A 19,237-nucleotide genomic window follows, 5' to 3' on the forward strand; every position below is an offset into this window, starting at 1 on the left:
TCTTTCTTTACAATATATAAGGGGTTTCTTGATACACGTAATAATTCAACCAATTAGAGAATAATAAATTCCCATGACTCCTCCACCTAACAAGTGGTTTTTCATTTGGATTATTATGCTTAAAATAATTTTTTGGCACATCAATATTTAACCCTTTTTGGCGATCTCGTTCATATTCTTGCTTTAACGTATCACAACTATATTCGCTATGTCCGAGTGCGAAAACTTGCCTTCCTTCTTGCCCAATAACAAGATGAACACCCGCTTCTTCAGAGTTTGCTAATAATGTTAATTCCTTCACCCCTCTAATATCACTCTCTCGTACTTCTGTATGACGGGAATGCGGGGCAAAAAATAATTCATCAAACCCTTGTAACAATTTCACATGTTGCGCGCGAACCTCATGTTCAAATACACCAAACATTTTTTCCGCAAGAGGATACTTCGGCACACCATAGTGATAATACAAACCTGCTTGTGCCCCCCAGCAAATATGAAGCGTCGATGTTACATTCGTTTTTGAATACTCCATAATACGTCCAAGCTCTTCCCAATAATCTACCTCTTCAAAAGAAAGAGTTTCAACTGGTGCTCCTGTAATAATGAGTCCATCAAACTTTTCATTCTCAATATCACGAAATGTTTTATAGAAGCTCGTTAAATGGTCCTGCGCTACATTGCGAGACAGATGCGATTCCATATGAAGTAAATGAACATCTAATTGCAGCGGTGTATTTCCAATTAAACGAAGTAATTGCGCCTCAGTTTCTTGCTTTGTGGGCATTAAATTTAATATAGCAATTTTCAAAGCACGTATATCTTGTGTTACTGCTCGCTCCTTCGTCATTACAAAAATATTTTCCTTCTGCAATACTTTGCGAGCGGGTAAATCTTTATCAATTATGATCGGCATGTTGTTTGCCTCCGACTAGCGCCGCTTCTAAATCTGCAATAATATCAGAAACATCTTCTATACCGACCGATAAACGGATTAAATCAGATGTAACGCCAGCTAAACGCTGATCTTCTGCGCTTAATTGTCTGTGCGTCGTACTAGCTGGATGTATTACACAAGTTCTTGCATCAGCTACATGCGTTACAAGCGTTGCGAGTTTTACATTTGCGATGAATTCTTTTGCTGCTTCTAATCCGCCCTTAATACCAAATGTTAAAACTCCACTAGCACCTTTTTTCAAATACTTTTGTGCTAACGAGTAATTTTCATTACTATCTAGCCCTGGATAATTCACCCATTCAATGCGATCATGATTAGCAAGCCACTTAGCAACTTCGAGAGCATTTTCACTATGACGCTCCATTCGTAAATGCAATGTTTCCAGGCCAATGTTGCTAATATATGCATTGAATGGGCTCATACAGTTTCCGTAGTCTCTTAATAACTGAACACGCGCTTTCACAATATATGCTGCTGCTCCAAAATTTTGAACATAGCTTACGCCGTGATAACTCGGATCAGGTTCGACAAGCTCAGGGTATTTTCCATTTGTCCAATCGAAATTCCCTCCGTCTATTACAATGCCGCCTAGAGAACTTGCATGGCCATCAATATATTTCGTTGTAGAATGGACAATGATATTTGCCCCATGTTCAAACGCCTGGCATAAATAAGGCGTCGCTAATGTATTATCAACGATAAAAGGTACTTCTAATTCTTTTGCTGCCGCTGAAAGTTCTTTGAAATTCAAAACGTTCATTGCTGGATTTCCTAACGATTCTGCATAAACGAGTTTTGTCCTATCATTAGCAAGTGCCGCAATTTCATCTGCCGTTAAATTAGGATTAAAGAACGTAACATCGATGCCAAGCTTACGCAAACTCACTCCAAATAAATTAAACGTTCCTCCGTAAACAGTTGAAGAACAAAGTAAATGGTCTCCACTACTGCAAATATTTAAAACCGCAAGCATAATAGCTGCCTGCCCAGAAGCTGTTGCAACAGCCCCTACACCGCCTTCTAAATCTGATAACTTCTGCTCAAATGCAGCTAGAGTAGGGTTTCCAATACGCGTATATATATATCCTTCTGCCTCTAAATTAAATAGTGCTGCTAAATCATCTGACGTATCGTATTTATACGTTGTACTTTGATAAAGTGGCAAAACACGCGGCTCACCATTTTTTGGCGTATAGCCACCTTGCACACAAATCGTTCCTTTCCCCCATGATTCTCCCATCTCTCATTCTCCTTTCTTTTATCCCGCTATTTGCGGGTAGTAAAACTCCCACCTCAAAATTTGGCGAATCCGAGGAAGTCAGGTGGGAGATAATTGCCCGATTGGTGAAGGCTAATAATCAGTGGGAGAGGGACAAAACCCCCACTGATTAAAGTTTCACTTTATGCAAAATAAAAAACTGCCCCTTTCCTGAAAACAAGAAAGGAGCAGTTTGAAAACACGCTCTAAAGGATCTTTCGTATCTCTCAGGATTATTACCTGCAGGATTTGGCACAATTCCGTTATACGGCTGTTGCCAAGGTTTCATCGGGCCTGTCCCTCCACCTTTTCTTGATAAGACTATGCAATTACCGTTGATTTTATAGCAATAATTTCATGATGTCAAATAGTTTTTCTGAATGTTCTAAATTAAATGTAAGAAATTCAATTTAAACAACAAAAGAAATATATTCCATATTCATTTGAAAAAGACCTTTTAAAAACTCCAATCAATATATAGAATTAAATAAGTGGTTTAACCGCGTTGGTTTCAAATTTTCATGAGATCTCAATATATTGAATAAGCCAACCCCTCAAAAAGATACTATATATATTCAATTCATTTCACACTAGCATATTTAATCCTTTCTACATTAAAACTTACATAACGGAGGTACAACATGACAAATAAAAAGGACATGCACTATATACTCGTCCTATATGGCCTTCTTTTAGGCTCTATAGTAGGAGCTACAGTCTGGTTATTTTTAGTTACAATAAATATCGGAATTCACTTTATTTGGGGATACGTACCTACTCTTTTCTCTTCTCCCCCTTATTACACCATTTGTGTAACAATCATCGGTGGTATCCTCGTTGGTTTAACACAAAAATACTTCGGTACATATCCACGCCTTATGCCGGAAGTGATGGCTGAATATAAAAAAACAGGCAGAATTGAATACAGTTTTGTACATAAAGCTACTTTAACTGCGATTATCGTTTTAATATTTGGAGCTAGTTTAGGTCCAGAAGCAGCACTTGTTGGAATTATCGGTGGACTTTGTACATGGGTAGGAGATCGCTTTAAATTTGCTTTAAAGGGAATGAATGAACTAACAGAGGTTGGAATTGGTGCTACTTTAAGTGTAATTTTTAATGCACCATTATTCGGTTACTTGGCTCCGAATGAAAATGAGGGTGAACAAATTAACGAATTTTCTAAAGGAAAAAAAGCAATTGTATATTTAGCTACCACTTTTGCTGGTTTTTCCGTTTATTTATTGCTTAGTAAATTTGATAATCGTGGATCCTTTATTGTTGATTTCGGGGAAGGCTCTCTTTCTCTTAATGAATGGATCGCCTTTCTACCACTTGCTAGCATTGGTGCTATAGTTGGTTTCTTTTATTTCAAATTAGAATTCACATTAGAGAAATTAATCCACCCCTTCAGGGAATACAAGGTATCACTTGGAATTATAGGCGGTATTTTATTAGGAGTTACAGGAACTTTTCTCCCGTATACGTTATTTTCAGGGGAACATCAATTAAAAGATTTAGTCGTTGAATGGAGCCATTTATCTTTCTGGGTACTACTTCTTTCAGGGGTTTTAAAATTATGTATTACTGCCGTTTGTTTAAATACGGGTTGGCGCGGCGGACATATTTTCCCAATTATATTTGCTGGATCAAGTATCGGATATGCTATAGCTTCTATTATCCCTATAGATCCAATAGCTTCTGTAGCCATCGTCACGACAGCCATTTCAAGCTATGCATTAAGAAAACCAATAGCTATAACATTACTATTACTCATGTTTTTCCCGCTCAATTTATTATTACCGATGCTCGGGGCGGCGGCAATTGGTAATGCATTTCCGCTTCCTAAACATAATGAAAACAAAAATCTTAATGAAAATATGGAATGAAATATAAGTAAGCAGTAGGGCTTCTTTAGCCCCACTGCTTACTTATATTTATAAACTCAACTTTAACCAATCATGCAACTCATCAAAATTTCGCACCTCATAAGTCGGCACAACCCCGCTATTATTTAATTTCTTTTCAGGATTAAACCAGCAAGTATCTAATCCCGCTAAATGTCCTCCCTTAATATCTGCATTTAACGAATCCCCAATAATAAGTCCTTTCTTAGCTGAAAAATTAGGAATTCTTTCAAAAACGTAATCAAAATACTCTTTCATTGGCTTTTGAAATCCTGTATCTTCAGAAACAAAAATATCTTTAAAAAGCGGATGTAATCCCGCGTTACGCAGACGTTTATCTTGTGTTTTTGAAACACCATTTGTCACGATATATAAATCATATTTACTTTGATTATTTTGTATAAATTCAAAAGCGCCCTGAATAAGTTGATTGCCTTCTTCTAAATAACTTCGATAATTTTCTTCAAATAGAATTCCATCAACTTCTTGCCCATACTCTTTAAATAAAGTTGAAAACCTTGTATTTACTACTTCATCTCGATTTATTTTCCCTTCCTCAAACGCATCCCAAAGCCCTTTATTTATTTTTTTATAATGAGATTCAATTTCAGCTGTTAAAGGAATATTTTTCTTCTCAAAAAGCATATGTAGTGCTGTTTTTTCAGCCTTTTGAAAATCTAATAGCGTATCATCTACATCAAATAATAATGTTGTATATCTTTTCATAATCCTCTTCACACTCTCTTTTCTACAAAAACTATTTTTAATAAATCGTATCATTCTTTCTTGTAAAAATAATAGGAGATATCTCATACTAAATATGAGGTGAAAACATGAAAATTAACAAAAATGGCGAAGAAATTCATCATTATATACAAACATATAACTTCCAAACACTCTTTTCATTTGATGTTTTACCATATACAGAAGTACACTCTTTTCAAAAAAAAGAAATAATATGTAGTGAAGGGACTGATATTCCTTATCTCTATTACTTAATTTCTGGAAAAGCGAAAATACGTATGACGCATAAAAATGGAAAAGTATCCTTAATTAATTTTATTAAGGCGCCTTCTTTTATCGGAGAATTAGGATTAATTGGTGTGGAATCTGCAACAAAGGGAATTGAGGCGATAGAAGATTGCACTTGTATAGCCCTTCCGCTTAATAAATGTCGTAATCTCCTATTACAAGATGCAATTTTTTTGCAGCAATTATGCAAATTTATTGGAGAAAAAACAATTACGCGAACGGAAAATTATGCTAAAAATTATAGTTATCCGTTCGAAAATCGATTAGCTGCGTTTATTTTATTAACTGAACAAAATAATTGTTATATCGAAAAACATACAGAGGCCTCCGAATATTTAAACGTCAGTTATCGCCATCTCCTATACGTGCTAAACCAATTTTGCCAGCAAAACTACTTAAAAAAAGAAGGAAGAACCTATTACATACAAAATCGAATGCAATTAGAGAAACTGGCTGATGAACTTAAAATATAAAAAAAGCAGCATTAACGTTTACATGTTAATGCTGCTTTTTTTGAGTGACGATTATGTTTTTAATTAAAATTTACTTGCTACTTTAACTGCTTCTTCAAGACCTGATGCAATAATCTCTTCTGCTTTATCTGGGAATTGGTTATGTCCTTCAATGACTACTGTTTCCATGTTTGTTGCGCCGAAGAAGCCCATCATGCTTGTTACATATTTAACAGCCATTTCTACTTCAGCTGCTGGTCCTTCAGAATATATGCCGCCACGTGCATTTAATAACGCGATCTTCTTATCTCCAATAAGTCCAACTGGACCTTCTGGTGTATATTTAAACGTTTTACCAGCACGGTTTAAATAATCAATATATGTGTGCAGTACCGCTGGAATTGTTAAGTTCCATAACGGGAAACCGAAAACTACTTTATCAGCTTCTAGGAATTGATTTAAATACTTATCAGCAACTGCTACTACTTTTGCTTCTTCTTCTGTTAAATCAAATCCTCTACTTGCTTTGAATGTACCATTAATCATGTCTACGCCTACATATGGTAATTCTTCTTTATACAAATCAAGTTCCACTACTGTATCATTTGGATGTGCTTCTTTATAACTTGCTAAAAATGCCTCATATAATTTCACACTTACTGCTTGTTCCGCCGGGCGGTTGTTCGCTTTTACGAATAAAACTGTTGCCATTATTTTTTCCTCCTACTACTCACTCTTATATTATTATATACTCCCAAAAAGGGTATCTCTTGTAATTGTTGTTTTGTTGCTTACAAACATATTCTATCTTTATATCAAGACAATTTCGTCCTCACATAGACGTATTTTTCCATAAAAAAAGTCCACCTTCTAAAGGCGAACTAGGTCTTACGACTTTTGTCTTATACAATTCCGTTTTTCACTGCATATAATGCTGCTTGTGTGCGATCGGATAAATGTAACTTACTCAAAATACTACTCATATGAGCTTTTACTGTTTTTTCTGTAATAACTAAAACAGAAGCGATTTCTTTATTACTCATCCCCTTCGCCAATAGCTGCAATACTTCATTTTCTCTCGCTGTTAACACACCCACTTGAACGGAAGGTTCTTCTTCTTTTTCTTCCTCCGGTAAAGTTTGAGAAAGAAGGGCATTTGCTATATCCGGATGTAATTGAATATTACCTTTATACGCGCTTCGAATAGCTTCAACAAGCTGATCTGGTTCTATATCTTTTAAAATATAACCACTCGCCCCTGCTTTTAGTGCTGGCAATACATGAGCTTGATCAGAAAAACTAGTCAATACAATTACTTTCACGTTTGGATATTCTTTTTTAATACAAGCTGTTGCCTCAATTCCATCCATCTCAGGCATATATAAATCCATTAATACGACATCTGGGCTCGTTTCGCCTACTTTCACCAACGCGTCTTTCCCATTGTTTGCTTCACCAACTAATTCAAAGTCTTCTCGTGTGCTTAAAAAAAATGCCAATCCTTTTAAAACAACTGTATGATCATCAACTAACAATACTTTTATTTTCACAAACTTCCCTCATTTTCACATCATAATGGTACATTTACTTTTACACTCGTTCGTTTCTTGCTACTTACAATTTTAATTGTTCCACCAACTAATTCTACTCTTTCACGCATCGTAGTCATACCGAGTGATTTCTTCTCTTTTATATCCTTTTCTACAAACCCATTTCCTTGATCAACTATTTCTAATGATACATTTTTCTCCGTCACTTTAAAATAAATCGTCGCTTCCCCTACATTCGCATGCTTACTTACGTTATTTAAAGCTTCTTGTCCAATTCGCCATAGCGCCTCTTCTACTACACGTGGCAAATCACGCACACCTGTAACTTGTTCCCGAATTTTCAATCCTAAACTTTCACCATATTGCTTTAAAGCTGGCAATAACCCCTTCTCTAGTCCTGCTGGGCGGAGTTGCCAAATTAATGTCTTCATTTCTTTTAAAGCACCCTGTGCTAATTCACGCATCTCATACAAAGACTGATCTACCTTTTCATTTTGACCCTTTAAGACAGCTTCAGCGCCTTTCGTCATAAACGTTAATGAAAACAACTTTTGTGAAACAGAATCATGTAAATCTCTAGCTAAACGATTACGCTCTTCCATTCGTACGAGTTCGCGGCGTTTTTCATTTAATCTTAAGTTCTCTATCATTAATGAAATATGATTTGCTAACGCTTGTACTACATCTATCGTATTTATATCAAATTCTCCATTATTAGAACTTACACTTAATACTCCAAATATATGATTTTGGATATGTATCGGAATAGCGATAACTGCCCTATTGGGATGCTCTATATTACCAACCTGACGCTTCAACAAGACAGACTCTTCTTTTTCCAACGATTCCTGTGCTGCTGCCCTCAAATCATCTTGTAGTTCACCCTTCTTATAAGAAGCTCTCACAGCTAGTTCATTTTCTTCTCTAATAAAGAATGTAACTTGCTCCCATAGAAATAAGCTCCCTATTTGCTTTACAATCTCCTCAGGTAATGCATTAAATTTATGAATTGTCCTTAAAGCTTGAATAAAGCGTTCTAACTTTACATAATAATGAGCTCTTCTCTTTTCATTTTCATACAGTTTTGTACGCTTTAATGCCGTTCCAATTTGAAAGGCCACTGATTGTAATAGTACTAATTCTTCTTCAGAAAAATGCGTTTTACCTGGACTAGCCACATTTAACACGCCAAATTCATCTTCTCCCGCTTTTAGCGGTACTGTCGCATGATGTACAATCCCTTCTGTATCTCCCCAGTTGTATTCAATCGCATTATTAATTCTCTTACATTCAATAATATTAACTGCTCGCTCTAGTTTTCCTTCCACAAAGCGGTGTAAGCACCAGCAATTCCCCTCACACATCGGTCGTTTATTTTCGAATTTCAATCCCTCTGGTAATTGGTAATCAATTAATTTTGTATATCTACCATTTTCATCCGCAAGGAAAATCCATCCTGTCGTTAAGCCAGTTACATTCAATAGCTTTTCCAGCACAGCTTGAAGTACGTGATATGTATCATTTGAGGTATTCAACGTTTCTGCAATCTCTTTTAATATAACTAATTCATTTGTACGATTCTCTTGAAACATAATTCGTCTCCTACATACAAGATTTTAAATAGTACTTAACATAAATCATCTACTTTTCACTTTGTACTTATTCGTAACATTGATATAATAGTGAAAACATAGTTTTCACTATTATATCACTTGAGGGGGCTTTCATAATGACATTAAATAAGGCACTTACAATCGCTGGTTCTGACACAAGTGGCGGTGCTGGTATACAAGCAGATTTAAAAACATTTCAAGAACTTGGCGTATATGGGATGACATCACTGACGACAATCGTAACAATGGACCCACATAACGGCTGGGCACATAACGTATTCCCAATCGCAGCTTCTACATTAAAACCACAATTAGAAACAACAATTGAAGGCGTTGGCGTAGATGCTTTAAAAACGGGTATGCTTGGATCAGTAGAAATTATCGAAATGGTTGCGGAAACAATTGAAAAGCACAATTTCAAAAATGTGGTAGTTGATCCTGTTATGGTATGTAAAGGAGCGGATGAAGCGTTACACCCTGAAACAAATGACTGCTTACGTGACGTTCTTGTTCCAAAAGCATTAGTTGTAACACCAAACTTATTTGAAGCTTATCAATTAAGCGGTGTGAAAATTAATTCTCTTGAGGACATGAAAGAAGCTGCAAAGAAAATCCACGCTTTAGGTGCTAAATACGTACTGATTAAAGGTGGTAGCAAACTAGGAACAGAAACTGCTATTGATGTATTATATGACGGAGAAACATTCGATCTTCTAGAATCAGAAAAGATTGATACGACAAATACACACGGTGCAGGTTGTACATATTCTGCTGCAATTACAGCAGAACTTGCAAAAGGAAAAACTGTGAAAGAAGCAGTAAAAATTGCTAAAGAATTTATCACGGCAGCTATTCGTTACTCATTCAAAATTAACGAATATGTAGGCCCAACTCATCATGGTGCATATCGTAAATTCGTTGCATCGAAAGAACTTGTCTAATAGATGAATAAAAACACCCACAGAGTTCATACATTGCCTCTGTGGGTGTTTTTTAATAAGCTTTACGTCTTCTGGTCATCTTATCTTTAAGATACAGAACTGACCCTATTTCTACCATTTTTTTTTGAGTAATATAATGCGTCATCAGCCGCTTGAATAAATTGATCTGGCGACTCTTCATACTCTGAAATTCCTACTGAAACCGTAATTTTTATTTTTGTTCCATTAAACAATTGAAATGAGTGTTTTTCAACAACTGTACGAATTTGCTCCCCCATACGAATTCCATAAGCTATTCCCTTCTTCGGTATCAAAAGCGCAAACTCCTCTCCACCCTTTCGAAAAGCCAAATCCGGAAATGTTGACATTTCTCGTAAAATACGCCCTATTTGTTTTAACACTTCGTCTCCTGCAGGATGTCCATACGTATCATTTACATACTTAAAGTGATCAATATCTATAAGTAGTAAACAAAGTGAATCATTTTTCATACGCTTATTACTAATATGACGATTCATCTCTAAATCAAACTGCCTTACATTTCCAAATCCTGTTAAAGCATCTATCGTTGCATAATGCTTCATCGTTTGAAATAATTCATTCGATTGCAATACATATTTTGTACTTAAAAACGTGATATAGCCTGTAACAATACTAGAAAATAAATATAACCCCATTATGTAGGGATCTTTAATTAACCATATATATAGCGATGGGATTAGAATAGATAAAATATATGTATGTAACCATACCCACTTTTCTCCTAAGGAAATCTTCATGTGTGAAATAAAGATACTACCTATCCCTATCGCAATGAGTGTATAAAAAGCCACTTGAGAAGCTAAGGAATAATCCATAAATAATAGCCTAGTTACTAAAATCATACCTACTGTTATAGTACTGGCTATTGGTCCTCCAATTATAACGGCTAGAATGACAGCTAAGTAGCGTAAATCCAATAGAATATTACCAATATGAACACCGAAATACATTAGTAATATACCTAATATTCCAGTAAAAATACCTATTACACATTTCTTCCAAAAAGAGAACCCTTCTTTTAACGGCTTATCTCTTAAAAGCTGACCTCCAATAAAGATAAAGGAAAGAATAATTGTTGTGTTTACAAATAAATCCCTTAACATAAAATAATCTCCCTACTTTTTCGTCTATACCTTTCCTTATTTTATTGTATACGAAATCCCTATAATTCCCAAAGCTTTTTATTTCTCTTTTTCTGTTCCACGTGAAACAGAAAAAGATAAAAAGGGACGAAATTTCGTCCCTTTTTTATTAACAACATCGTGATATCTTTCCGCCTTTTGCATTAAATCTAGCTTCTTGTGCCTCAGCAAAAAATTGCTTTTGACATAGAATTTTCTCTTCTGGATGATGTACTTTCATATGATTTACATACGTTTCATAACTTGGAACCCCGACAAGTAAACTAATAAATTGCTTTCTCTTTCCCCATACGTTCCGTAAACTTTTAAGCATAGTTCCTCGACTCACTTTCATCTCTTGGAATATATGGTGCCTCTTTTAACGGCATCGGCTTATTTCTTAATACCTGAATCCAAATTCGAAGTGCAGAAATTAATACAGCAATTACAACTATCATAAAAATTCCACAAAGTGCCGCATCAATATAGTCATTAAAAATAATTTGCTTCATTTGCGCAACGTTTTTAGCTGGGGCTAATACCTTCCCGTCATCTAATGCTCCCTGGAATACTTTCGCATGTGATAGAAATCCTATTTTTGGATTTTCATGAAATAACTTTTGATAACCAGCTGTCATCGTTACAATAAGTAATCCTACAGTCGGAATAAGCGTTACCCATACGTATGCCTTTTTCCCCATTTTGAATAAGATTGTCGTTCCAAGTAATAATGCAATCCCCGCTAACATTTGATTTGCAATACCGAAAAGTGGCCATAACGTATTAATTCCACCAAGAGGATCTACCACCCCTTGATATAAAAAGTACCCCCACCCTAGTACACATAGTGTTGTAGCTACCACATTTGCTAATGTTGAATCTGTTTTCGCAAACGGCTTATATACATGACCTAAAATGTCTTGAATCATAAATCGCCCCACGCGTGTTCCAGCATCAATCGTTGTTAAAATAAATAGTGCTTCAAAAAGAATAGCAAAATGGTACCAAAATGCCATCATCGCCGTGCCGCCCATTACTTGCGAAAATATATAGGCCATACCAATTGCTAATGTTGGTGCACCACCTGTACGTGATAAAATGGTCTGTTCTCCAACATTAACAGCAAGTTCTTTTAATTCATTCGGTGTAATAGAAAACCCCCATGAAGAAATAACTTGAGCTGCTTGTGATACATCCGTTCCAATTAGCGCTGCTGGGCTATTAATTGCAAAATAAGTCCCCGGTGTTAATACACAAGCTGCAATCATCGCCATTGCCGCTACAAACGACTCCATTAACATCGCTCCATAACCGATCGGCCTTGCGTGGCCTTCTTGCTCAATCATTTTCGGCGTCGTACCTGATGAAACGAGAGCGTGGAATCCCGATACAGCACCACAAGCTATTGTAATAAATAAGAACGGAAATAAACTCCCAGAGAAAACAGGCCCTGTTCCATCAACAAACTTAGATACTGCCGGCATCTGCAAATCTGGAGCTACAATTAAAATACCAATTGCTAACCCAAGTATCGTCCCTATTTTTAAAAATGTACTTAAATAATCACGTGGTGCAAGAAGCATCCAAACTGGTAATGCTGATGCAATGAATCCGTAAACGATAAGCATAATAGCAATTGTCTCACCACTAAAAGTAAACATACTTGCAAGTGTCGGATTTTCCGCCACATATTGTCCTCCAATAAGAGATAAGATTAGTAGAACAATACCGATTACTGATCCTTCTCCTACTCGCCCTGGCCTAATGTAACGCATGTAAACTCCCATTAAAATAGCAATTGGAATCGTTGCTGCGATTGTAAACATTCCCCATGGGCTTCCAACAAGCGCCTTCACAACTACTAAAGCTAATACCGCTAATAAAATGATCATAATACCTAAAATACCAATCATTGCAATTAATCCTGTAACAGGACCAATCTCATCTTTAATCATTTCTCCTAATGATTTACCATTACGTCTCATTGAAGCAAATAAAATTACAAAATCCTGTACAGCTCCAGCAATAACTACCCCAACAATAATCCAAATTGTCCCAGGTAAATACCCCATCTGCGCCGCCAAAATCGGTCCTACTAAAGGACCTGCCCCTGCAATCGCAGCAAAGTGATGTCCGAATAAAACCCATTTATTTGTCGGAACATAATCCTTGCCATCATTTAACGTATGAGCAGGTGTTTGTCTATTATTATCTAGGCCAAAAACTTTCCTCGCTATAAATCTACTATAAAAGCGATAAGTAATCGCATACACTGATACAGCTGCAACTAATAGCCATACAGCATTAATTGTCTCACCTTGCGATAACGCTATTACACCAAAAGCAGATGCTCCTAGCGCTGCAATAACTCCCCAAAGTAAAATTGACTTCAATGTTTTCACATACAATCCCCCCATTATTACTTCTTAGTGGAGATTGTACTAAATTTTCTGAATACTTTACTTAAATCCTCCTTATCATGAAGGATTTTTAGATTATCATGTTAAAATTCTCTCATTACTTGTCACAGTTCAATTTTATTTCGAAGTCGTTTTACATAATTGCGGCTTACTGGAATCGGTTGCTCATCGTACCTGTCTAAATGCAAATTATACGTGCCATTATAATAAGGTTTAAGTTCTTGTACATATGACATATTAATTAAATAGCTTTTATGTACACGTAAAAAATCATATGCATTTAGTTTATTTTCTAATTCCTGGAGTGTGTATGTTGAAATATAATGATTATTCGTTGTATAAATTGAAACGGTTTTGTTTTCCTTATTTTTACTTACATATACAATATCCTCCGGGAAAATATATCTAATCCCCTCATGGCCTTCTATCGGCAGTTTACGCAGATGACTCTTTGCTTTCTCACCTTGTTCTTTTCCCATTTTATATAAAATGAATTGTAAATCTTCTTCACGAAATGGTCGTAATAAATAATAAAACGCTTGGAAACGAAAAGCTGTAATTGCCTCTTCTATATCCTCACCAATAAAAATAAATTTCGTATAACAATTCACTTCTCGTAACAAACTCGAATATTCAAAACCAGTACCATCCATTAATTGCGAATTTAAAAAAACAAAATCAGGTGTATGTTTTTTCATTATTAGCAAAGATTCTGTTCCAGTTTCCGCTTCAAAACATTCTACATTTCGAATGTTTTCAGTAAAGTTCTCAACTAATTTTCTTCGCTCTTCTGTTTCTCCCATGATAAGTAAGATTTTCATTTATCCAGCCACCTAATTCCTTTGTCCATATGTCTTGTGGTATACATTCGCTTTAGTAAGAAACAATCCCTTTTTCTTACTATACCATTATTTATCTAAAAAAACAGAAAAAAGGAAACCACTTTGGTTCCCCTTTTCTGTTATCCCGATTGGTGCGGGCTAATAATCAGTGGTTGATGAAAACACCCACTGATTAAAGTTTCACTTTATACTAATTCCCTCTGTTTCGTTTCTTGACCAAGTATAACTACAGCAAGTGCCCCAATTAAAATTGATCCACAGAAAATCGTAAATATTAGTGATAGTGAAGCTTGTGAAGCAACTAAATACCCTACTAATAGTGGTCCAAGAATGCCACCAATACGTCCAAATGCCGCTGCCATTCCTGCACCTGTACCACGAATAGTTGTTGGATATTGTTCAGGTGTATAAGCGTATAATGCACCCCAAGCACCTAAATTAAAGAAGGACAGTAACATACCCGCCACTATTAATGCTGTTAATGAATCCGCAATTCCGAACACATAAGCACTACATGCTGTACCAATTAAATACGTAACCAATACAAATTTACGACCAAGACGTTCAATAAACCATGCAGCTGTGAAATATCCTGGAAGTTGAGCTAAAGTCATAATGAGTACGTACTGAAAACTTTTTATTAAACTAAAGCCTTTCAGTACCATTACACTAGGCAACCAAAGGAACATTCCATAATAGGAAAAGACAACACAAAACCATAGAATCCATAACATAATTGTTGCTTTACGATATTCTCCAGACCAAACCGATTTTATATTTTCAATAACAGATGGCCTTTTTGCAACCTTTTGGAACCTTGGAGAATCGGGTAAATTCCATCTTAAATATAAAGCATATAACGCTGGAACTGCACTTAATACCATAGCAACTTCCCAACCGTATTTAGGAATAACAAAATATGAGATAAGAGCTGCGATTAACCAGCCACCAGCCCAAAAGCTTTCTAATAGTACAACTATTTTCCCACGTTCGTGCGCTTCAACACTCTCCGATACAAGGGTAGATGCAACTGGAAGTTCCCCGCCAAGTCCCATACCAATTAAAAAGCGTAAAACGAGGAACATCGCGAGTGTCGTCGTTAAAGCTGTTAAGCCACTACCAATAGAAAATAGTAATAATGTAATAATAAAGACCGATTTCCGTCCTATTTTATCTGATAGTATCCCAAAAATGAGCGCCCCTACAGCCATACCAATTGAGTTAATACTACCTATCCAACCCATCTCTTGAGTACTTAATCCCCACTCTTTTTGCAACGCCACTATTACAAATGAAAGCATTCCAACATCCATTGCGTCAAATAGCCAGCCAAGCCCTGCTATACCAAGTAGCTTTCGCTTCGAAATTTCTTTTACCTTGCTCACAAGAAGTCCTCCTTACACAGGTGTCTTTACACATCATTTTACATGTGTGTATTGCATAAGTAAAATACTTTCGTATAAAAAATTTTCCTTCATCATTCCCAAAAAGTAAAATGTTTATCCCGATTGGTGCAGGCTAATAATCAGCGGGGGATGAACCCCCCCCCACTGATTAAAGTTTCACTTTGTCAAAAATGAACAAATAAAAAAAGTAGCGATGTTCCGCTACTTTTTTGAACGCATTACTTCTTTTAAAAACTCGGCTAATACTAACTGACGACGCCAGCGTGTTGGATTACTACATAATCTGTAAAACCACTCTAAATGAATAGCTTGTATCCATTTTGGCGCACGCTTTACCTCTCCAGCCCACACATCTAAACTACCGCCTACTCCAACAGCCATTTTTGTTTCTAAACGATGCTTATTGTTTTGGATAAAGTTTTCTTGTCTTGGAAAGCCAAGTGCAACAAGTAATAGGTCTGGTTTTGCCTCTTGAATACGTGAAACAATATTCTCTTCTTCTTCTTGTTTAAAATATCCATCTTGTATCCCCACGATAGATGCAGCTGAATATGTCTTCGTTAAATGATTAGCCGCAGCTTGTACAACATGTGGTTTTGCACCTAATAAGAAAACAGATACTGATTTATTCTCTTCTGATAACTTTGCAAATAAATTGCTCATTAAATCAAAACCTGCTACACGTTCTTTTACAGGTGTACCAAGCATACCACTTGCTTTTACAACCCCAATACCATCAGGTGTAATTAAATCGGTATTTAGTAATGTTTTATGGAACTCTTCATCCTTTTTTGCACACATAACAATTTCAGGATTTGCTGTTACTACCTGAAAAGTATGAGTTTGCTCCAATTCTAGTTGTTCCTTTAAATATTGGACCGTTTCATCCATTGTCATTGTAGAGAAAGGAACACCTAGAATATCAACCGTTTGTACTGCCATATTTAACTATCCTCTCTATCATTAAAGGTTTTTCGCTATTAATTGCTTATATGTTTCTTTCGTATCTTCATATAATTTTTGAAGTGAGAAGTTCATAGTGGCATGCTCATAAATATGCTTGCCCATTACTGATAACTCTCCAGTTTTCCACTTATCATACGCCTCTTCTAATGCCGATGCCAATGCCTTGCCATCACCAGTTGGTACAATCCATCCGTAAGTTTCATCTGCAATTAACGGTTCGATTTCTCCTGCCCTAGTCACAATTGATGGTACACGTTGATTTGCCGCCTCTAGTAAAACTAGTGGGAAGCCTTCGCTATGGGAAGTTAACAAATTGACATGTGATGAAGCAAATAATTGTTTCACATCTTGACGATGCCCTAAAAATTCAACTTTATCATTAATCCCTTTTGCAGTAGCTAATGCCTTTAGTTCTCCTTCTAACGGCCCATCACCAACTAATAACACTTTAATTTTCTCCAATTTTGTTTGTTGTAACGCATCGAATAAAACTTCATGTCCTTTAACAGGATGCAGACGCGCTACTTGGATTGCCGTAAACACATCTTCGTCAATATTAAACATTTCCTTTTTATTATAGCCATCTGCTTTCTCCTGATCATATTCAATTCCGTTATAAATAACATGCATCTTTTCATTTGAAATACCTAATGCCGCTAAGCTTTTTTTCAACCTATTCGTTACAACAAAAAATAAATCTATATTTTTTAAAGCTTTCAAATTTAACTTAGTAAAAATCCAACCTTTTAAGCCTTGTTTAGTAAAGTCTTGAAATGGATCACTATGAATTGTCGTTACCCATTTTGCTGCGAATTTCTTCTTCATTAGAGAAACAAAGAAATTCGCCCTAGGACCGTGTGTATGAACTACATCAAATTTTTCTTTATTAATGAATTCACTTATGTTCTTTAAAATGGATAAATCATAGCGAGATTTTTGTGAAAACACATGAACTTTTATCCCTAGCTCTCTTGCTTCTTTCGCAACAATTCCATCTTCAAATACTGCTAATTCTACTTCACCAGTTGGGAACTGATCGAGAAGTGAAATAATATGTGTTTTCCCTCCCCCATCTTCTGCTCCTGCATTCATATGCAATATCCTCATATTTTTTCCTCCTTTAAATCCTCGCTACATTTCCATCTATCTTTATTTTACTGTACTAAAAAATAAAAGCTAACAAAAGTTAGCTTTTATTTTTATCATTCAATTTCTAAGTCTACAATTAGATAAGCTAACAACACTACAAAGTAAATCCCAACTCCTGGTGCTGTCAAAATATGTCCTGCAATATATGCAATACCTAGTGCTAATACTAAGCTTGCTGTAATCATTCCATATTTTATATTAAATATCTCTTTAAATCTTGTAATAAATGCTAGCAGAATTCTTAAGCCGTAATAAATAAATGGAATCATTAGTAATGCAAAGCCAATAATTCCGAAATCATAAAACAAATCATGGAAGTCCATTTCGATTAGCTTCGGATCCGGCTGCTTTTGTTCATTATATTTATAGTTACCTGCATAACCCATTCCTAATAACTTTTGTGACATTGGTGCTTCTTTAAAGAACTGCTTATGTCTCTCTTCATATACTTGACGTCCACTAAAAATAAGATTTTCTTGATTTTCTTTCTGTTGCTCTTTCTCAAGCTCTTTCTTAACTTCCGCTTCTACCTTTGCCTTTTCTTCTGGCTTTTCAACTTTATGTTGTTTTTCTTCTTTTTTAATTTTCTCTTTAATTTCTTTTTCTTTTTGACCTTGCTGTGCTACGTTTTGTTCTGATAAATAGTTATTATGAATACCCATATTTTGTGCTAATGGCGTCATTTTAAACGTTCCGATAACACTAGCTAATAGGATGACAGCAATTAACCCATTAAGTACAAGAGACTTTTTGTTTGGATTTTTTCTATCAAATAATAATTGTAGTACGATAATCCCTATTGCTGCAGCTAACGTAGCACCAATTGAGCCCATTCCTACTTTCGTACCAACTTGAATTAACGAGTAAATCATTAAAAGTGATGGAATCCAATATAAAACGTGTTTCACGCTCTTTGTTTTTTGAATAGAATATAGTACCACAATAGGGAAAATAATAGCTAAGATTGAACCTAGTTCATTACCTGCATAGAACCACCCTCGGGAACCAACTTTCATCCATTGATAACTACCAAAGTCTGTAGATGTCGAAATAGAAATAACCATAATTGCATTAATGATTAATGTAGAATATACAATACTATTTCTAACCTTATCACTAATATTCACTGTTTTTTTCAATGATTTTAAAGCTAAAATGTATGATGCAAGCATAATATATATATATAATACTTTCGCAACATATTTAACTTCTTCACTAAGTACAATAGGATTCTTAACTAGTTTATTGTTAATAAACCCTATTCCTAAAACTGCCGCTAATAATATAAGGTAAATTAAAAACTTCCTATTTTCCTTCTCTTTCGCCTGAATTAAAATGTAAATACCACCGACAGCCATAATAAGAAATCTTACCAAAATTCCAACAGTGGCATTTGACTTTAATAAAACGATGCTAAGAGACGTTAATAAATCTAAAACAGGCTGTAAAATAATAAAAAAGAGCAAAAAATGCTCAAATCTAATCCTAGCTCGATCTGCTAACATTCCAAGACCTCCATACAAAATCTTTACATTATCTTTTAATCATAGTTTTCTATCGTTTAAACACACCTAGCAATTATA

At 35.5% G+C, this 19,237-nt stretch carries 17 protein-coding genes and 1 riboswitch; of the genes, 3 read left to right on the forward strand and 14 right to left on the reverse strand.

Annotated elements, in window-relative coordinates; all coding sequences use genetic code 11:
• Positions 1-7: 7 nt before the first annotated feature.
• Together metA and FT637_RS20165 are read right to left on the reverse strand one after the other, a co-directional pair.
• On the reverse strand, positions 8-913 hold the full coding sequence (gene metA / locus FT637_RS20160) for a homoserine O-acetyltransferase MetA (protein ID WP_193647816.1): 906 nt from the start codon (positions 911-913) through the stop codon (positions 8-10).
• Positions 897-2,195 (reverse strand): bifunctional O-acetylhomoserine aminocarboxypropyltransferase/cysteine synthase, encoded by a 1,299-nt coding sequence (locus FT637_RS20165; protein ID WP_193647817.1) that lies wholly within the window; start codon positions 2,193-2,195, stop codon positions 897-899. Before FT637_RS20165 ends, metA begins: the two co-directional genes overlap by 17 nt.
• Positions 2,196-2,430: 235 nt before the next feature.
• Positions 2,431-2,535, reverse strand: a riboswitch (SAM riboswitch).
• Positions 2,536-2,854: 319 nt separating this feature from the next.
• Between FT637_RS20165 and FT637_RS20170 the strand changes: the two genes are divergently transcribed.
• Complete coding sequence (locus FT637_RS20170; protein WP_193647818.1) at positions 2,855-4,102, forward strand: chloride channel protein; 1,248 nt, start codon at positions 2,855-2,857, stop codon at positions 4,100-4,102.
• A gap of 48 nt (positions 4,103-4,150) precedes the next feature.
• On the opposite strand, the gene FT637_RS20175 is transcribed toward FT637_RS20170, so the two are convergent.
• On the reverse strand, positions 4,151-4,846 hold the full coding sequence (locus FT637_RS20175) for a YjjG family noncanonical pyrimidine nucleotidase (RefSeq protein WP_193647819.1): 696 nt from the start codon (positions 4,844-4,846) through the stop codon (positions 4,151-4,153).
• A 107-nt stretch (positions 4,847-4,953) separates the two neighbouring features.
• Between FT637_RS20175 and FT637_RS20180 the strand changes: the two genes are divergently transcribed.
• A complete protein-coding gene (locus FT637_RS20180; RefSeq protein ID WP_193647820.1) occupies positions 4,954-5,625 on the forward strand; it encodes a transcriptional regulator YeiL in 672 nt (223 codons plus the stop codon).
• Between the two features lie 63 nt (positions 5,626-5,688).
• On the opposite strand, the gene FT637_RS20185 is transcribed toward FT637_RS20180, so the two are convergent.
• The 3 genes from FT637_RS20185 to FT637_RS20195 all read right to left on the reverse strand — a co-directional run bounded on the left by FT637_RS20185 (position 5,689) and on the right by FT637_RS20195 (position 8,746).
• Complete coding sequence (locus FT637_RS20185; protein WP_193647821.1) at positions 5,689-6,315, reverse strand: FMN-dependent NADH-azoreductase; 627 nt, start codon at positions 6,313-6,315, stop codon at positions 5,689-5,691.
• Between the two features lie 191 nt (positions 6,316-6,506).
• Complete coding sequence (locus tag FT637_RS20190; RefSeq protein WP_193647822.1) at positions 6,507-7,154, reverse strand: response regulator; 648 nt, start codon at positions 7,152-7,154, stop codon at positions 6,507-6,509.
• A gap of 20 nt (positions 7,155-7,174) precedes the next feature.
• A complete protein-coding gene (locus FT637_RS20195) occupies positions 7,175-8,746 on the reverse strand; it encodes a GAF domain-containing sensor histidine kinase (protein WP_193647823.1) in 1,572 nt (523 codons plus the stop codon).
• A gap of 137 nt (positions 8,747-8,883) precedes the next feature.
• On the opposite strand from FT637_RS20195, the gene pdxK reads away from it, so the two are divergent.
• Complete coding sequence (gene pdxK / locus FT637_RS20200; protein WP_193647824.1) at positions 8,884-9,708, forward strand: pyridoxine/pyridoxal/pyridoxamine kinase; 825 nt, start codon at positions 8,884-8,886, stop codon at positions 9,706-9,708.
• Positions 9,709-9,794: 86 nt separating this feature from the next.
• Here the strand turns inward: pdxK and FT637_RS20205 are convergent, their stop codons facing one another.
• The 8 genes from FT637_RS20205 to FT637_RS20240 all read right to left on the reverse strand — a co-directional run bounded on the left by FT637_RS20205 (position 9,795) and on the right by FT637_RS20240 (position 19,159).
• The gene (locus FT637_RS20205; RefSeq protein WP_193647825.1) at positions 9,795-10,853 is read right to left on the reverse strand and encodes a diguanylate cyclase; all 1,059 of its coding nucleotides are present in this window, start codon (positions 10,851-10,853) and stop codon (positions 9,795-9,797) included.
• A gap of 148 nt (positions 10,854-11,001) precedes the next feature.
• Positions 11,002-11,205: a YbdD/YjiX family protein gene (locus tag FT637_RS20210; protein WP_002113158.1), complete on the reverse strand. Its 204-nt coding sequence runs from the start codon at positions 11,203-11,205 to the stop codon at positions 11,002-11,004.
• Positions 11,198-13,273, reverse strand: a complete 2,076-nt coding sequence (gene cstA / locus FT637_RS20215) for a carbon starvation protein CstA (RefSeq protein ID WP_193647826.1) — start codon at positions 13,271-13,273, stop codon at positions 11,198-11,200. The genes FT637_RS20210 and cstA overlap by 8 nt, the downstream gene beginning before the upstream one ends.
• A 122-nt stretch (positions 13,274-13,395) precedes the next feature.
• On the reverse strand, positions 13,396-14,112 hold the full coding sequence (locus FT637_RS20220; protein WP_193647827.1) for a LytR/AlgR family response regulator transcription factor: 717 nt from the start codon (positions 14,110-14,112) through the stop codon (positions 13,396-13,398).
• 206 nt (positions 14,113-14,318) lie between these two features.
• On the reverse strand, positions 14,319-15,518 hold the full coding sequence (locus FT637_RS20225; RefSeq protein WP_193647828.1) for an MFS transporter: 1,200 nt from the start codon (positions 15,516-15,518) through the stop codon (positions 14,319-14,321).
• 222 nt (positions 15,519-15,740) lie between these two features.
• Positions 15,741-16,481 carry a WecB/TagA/CpsF family glycosyltransferase gene (locus tag FT637_RS20230; RefSeq protein ID WP_193647829.1) on the reverse strand — a complete coding sequence of 247 codons (741 nt, stop codon included), beginning with the start codon at positions 16,479-16,481 and terminating at the stop codon, positions 15,741-15,743.
• 21 nt (positions 16,482-16,502) lie between these two features.
• Positions 16,503-17,612 carry a glycosyltransferase family 4 protein gene (locus FT637_RS20235; RefSeq protein WP_193647830.1) on the reverse strand — a complete coding sequence of 370 codons (1,110 nt, stop codon included), beginning with the start codon at positions 17,610-17,612 and terminating at the stop codon, positions 16,503-16,505.
• A 95-nt stretch (positions 17,613-17,707) separates the two neighbouring features.
• Entirely contained in the window at positions 17,708-19,159 is a 1,452-nt protein-coding gene (locus FT637_RS20240) for an O-antigen ligase family protein (RefSeq protein ID WP_193647831.1), read from the reverse strand.
• Positions 19,160-19,237: the final 78 nt, after the last annotated feature.

The sequence above is a fragment of the Bacillus cereus genome, assembly GCF_015071065.1.
Taxonomy (GTDB): Bacteria; Bacillota; Bacilli; order Bacillales; family Bacillaceae_G; genus Bacillus_A; species Bacillus_A cereus_BA.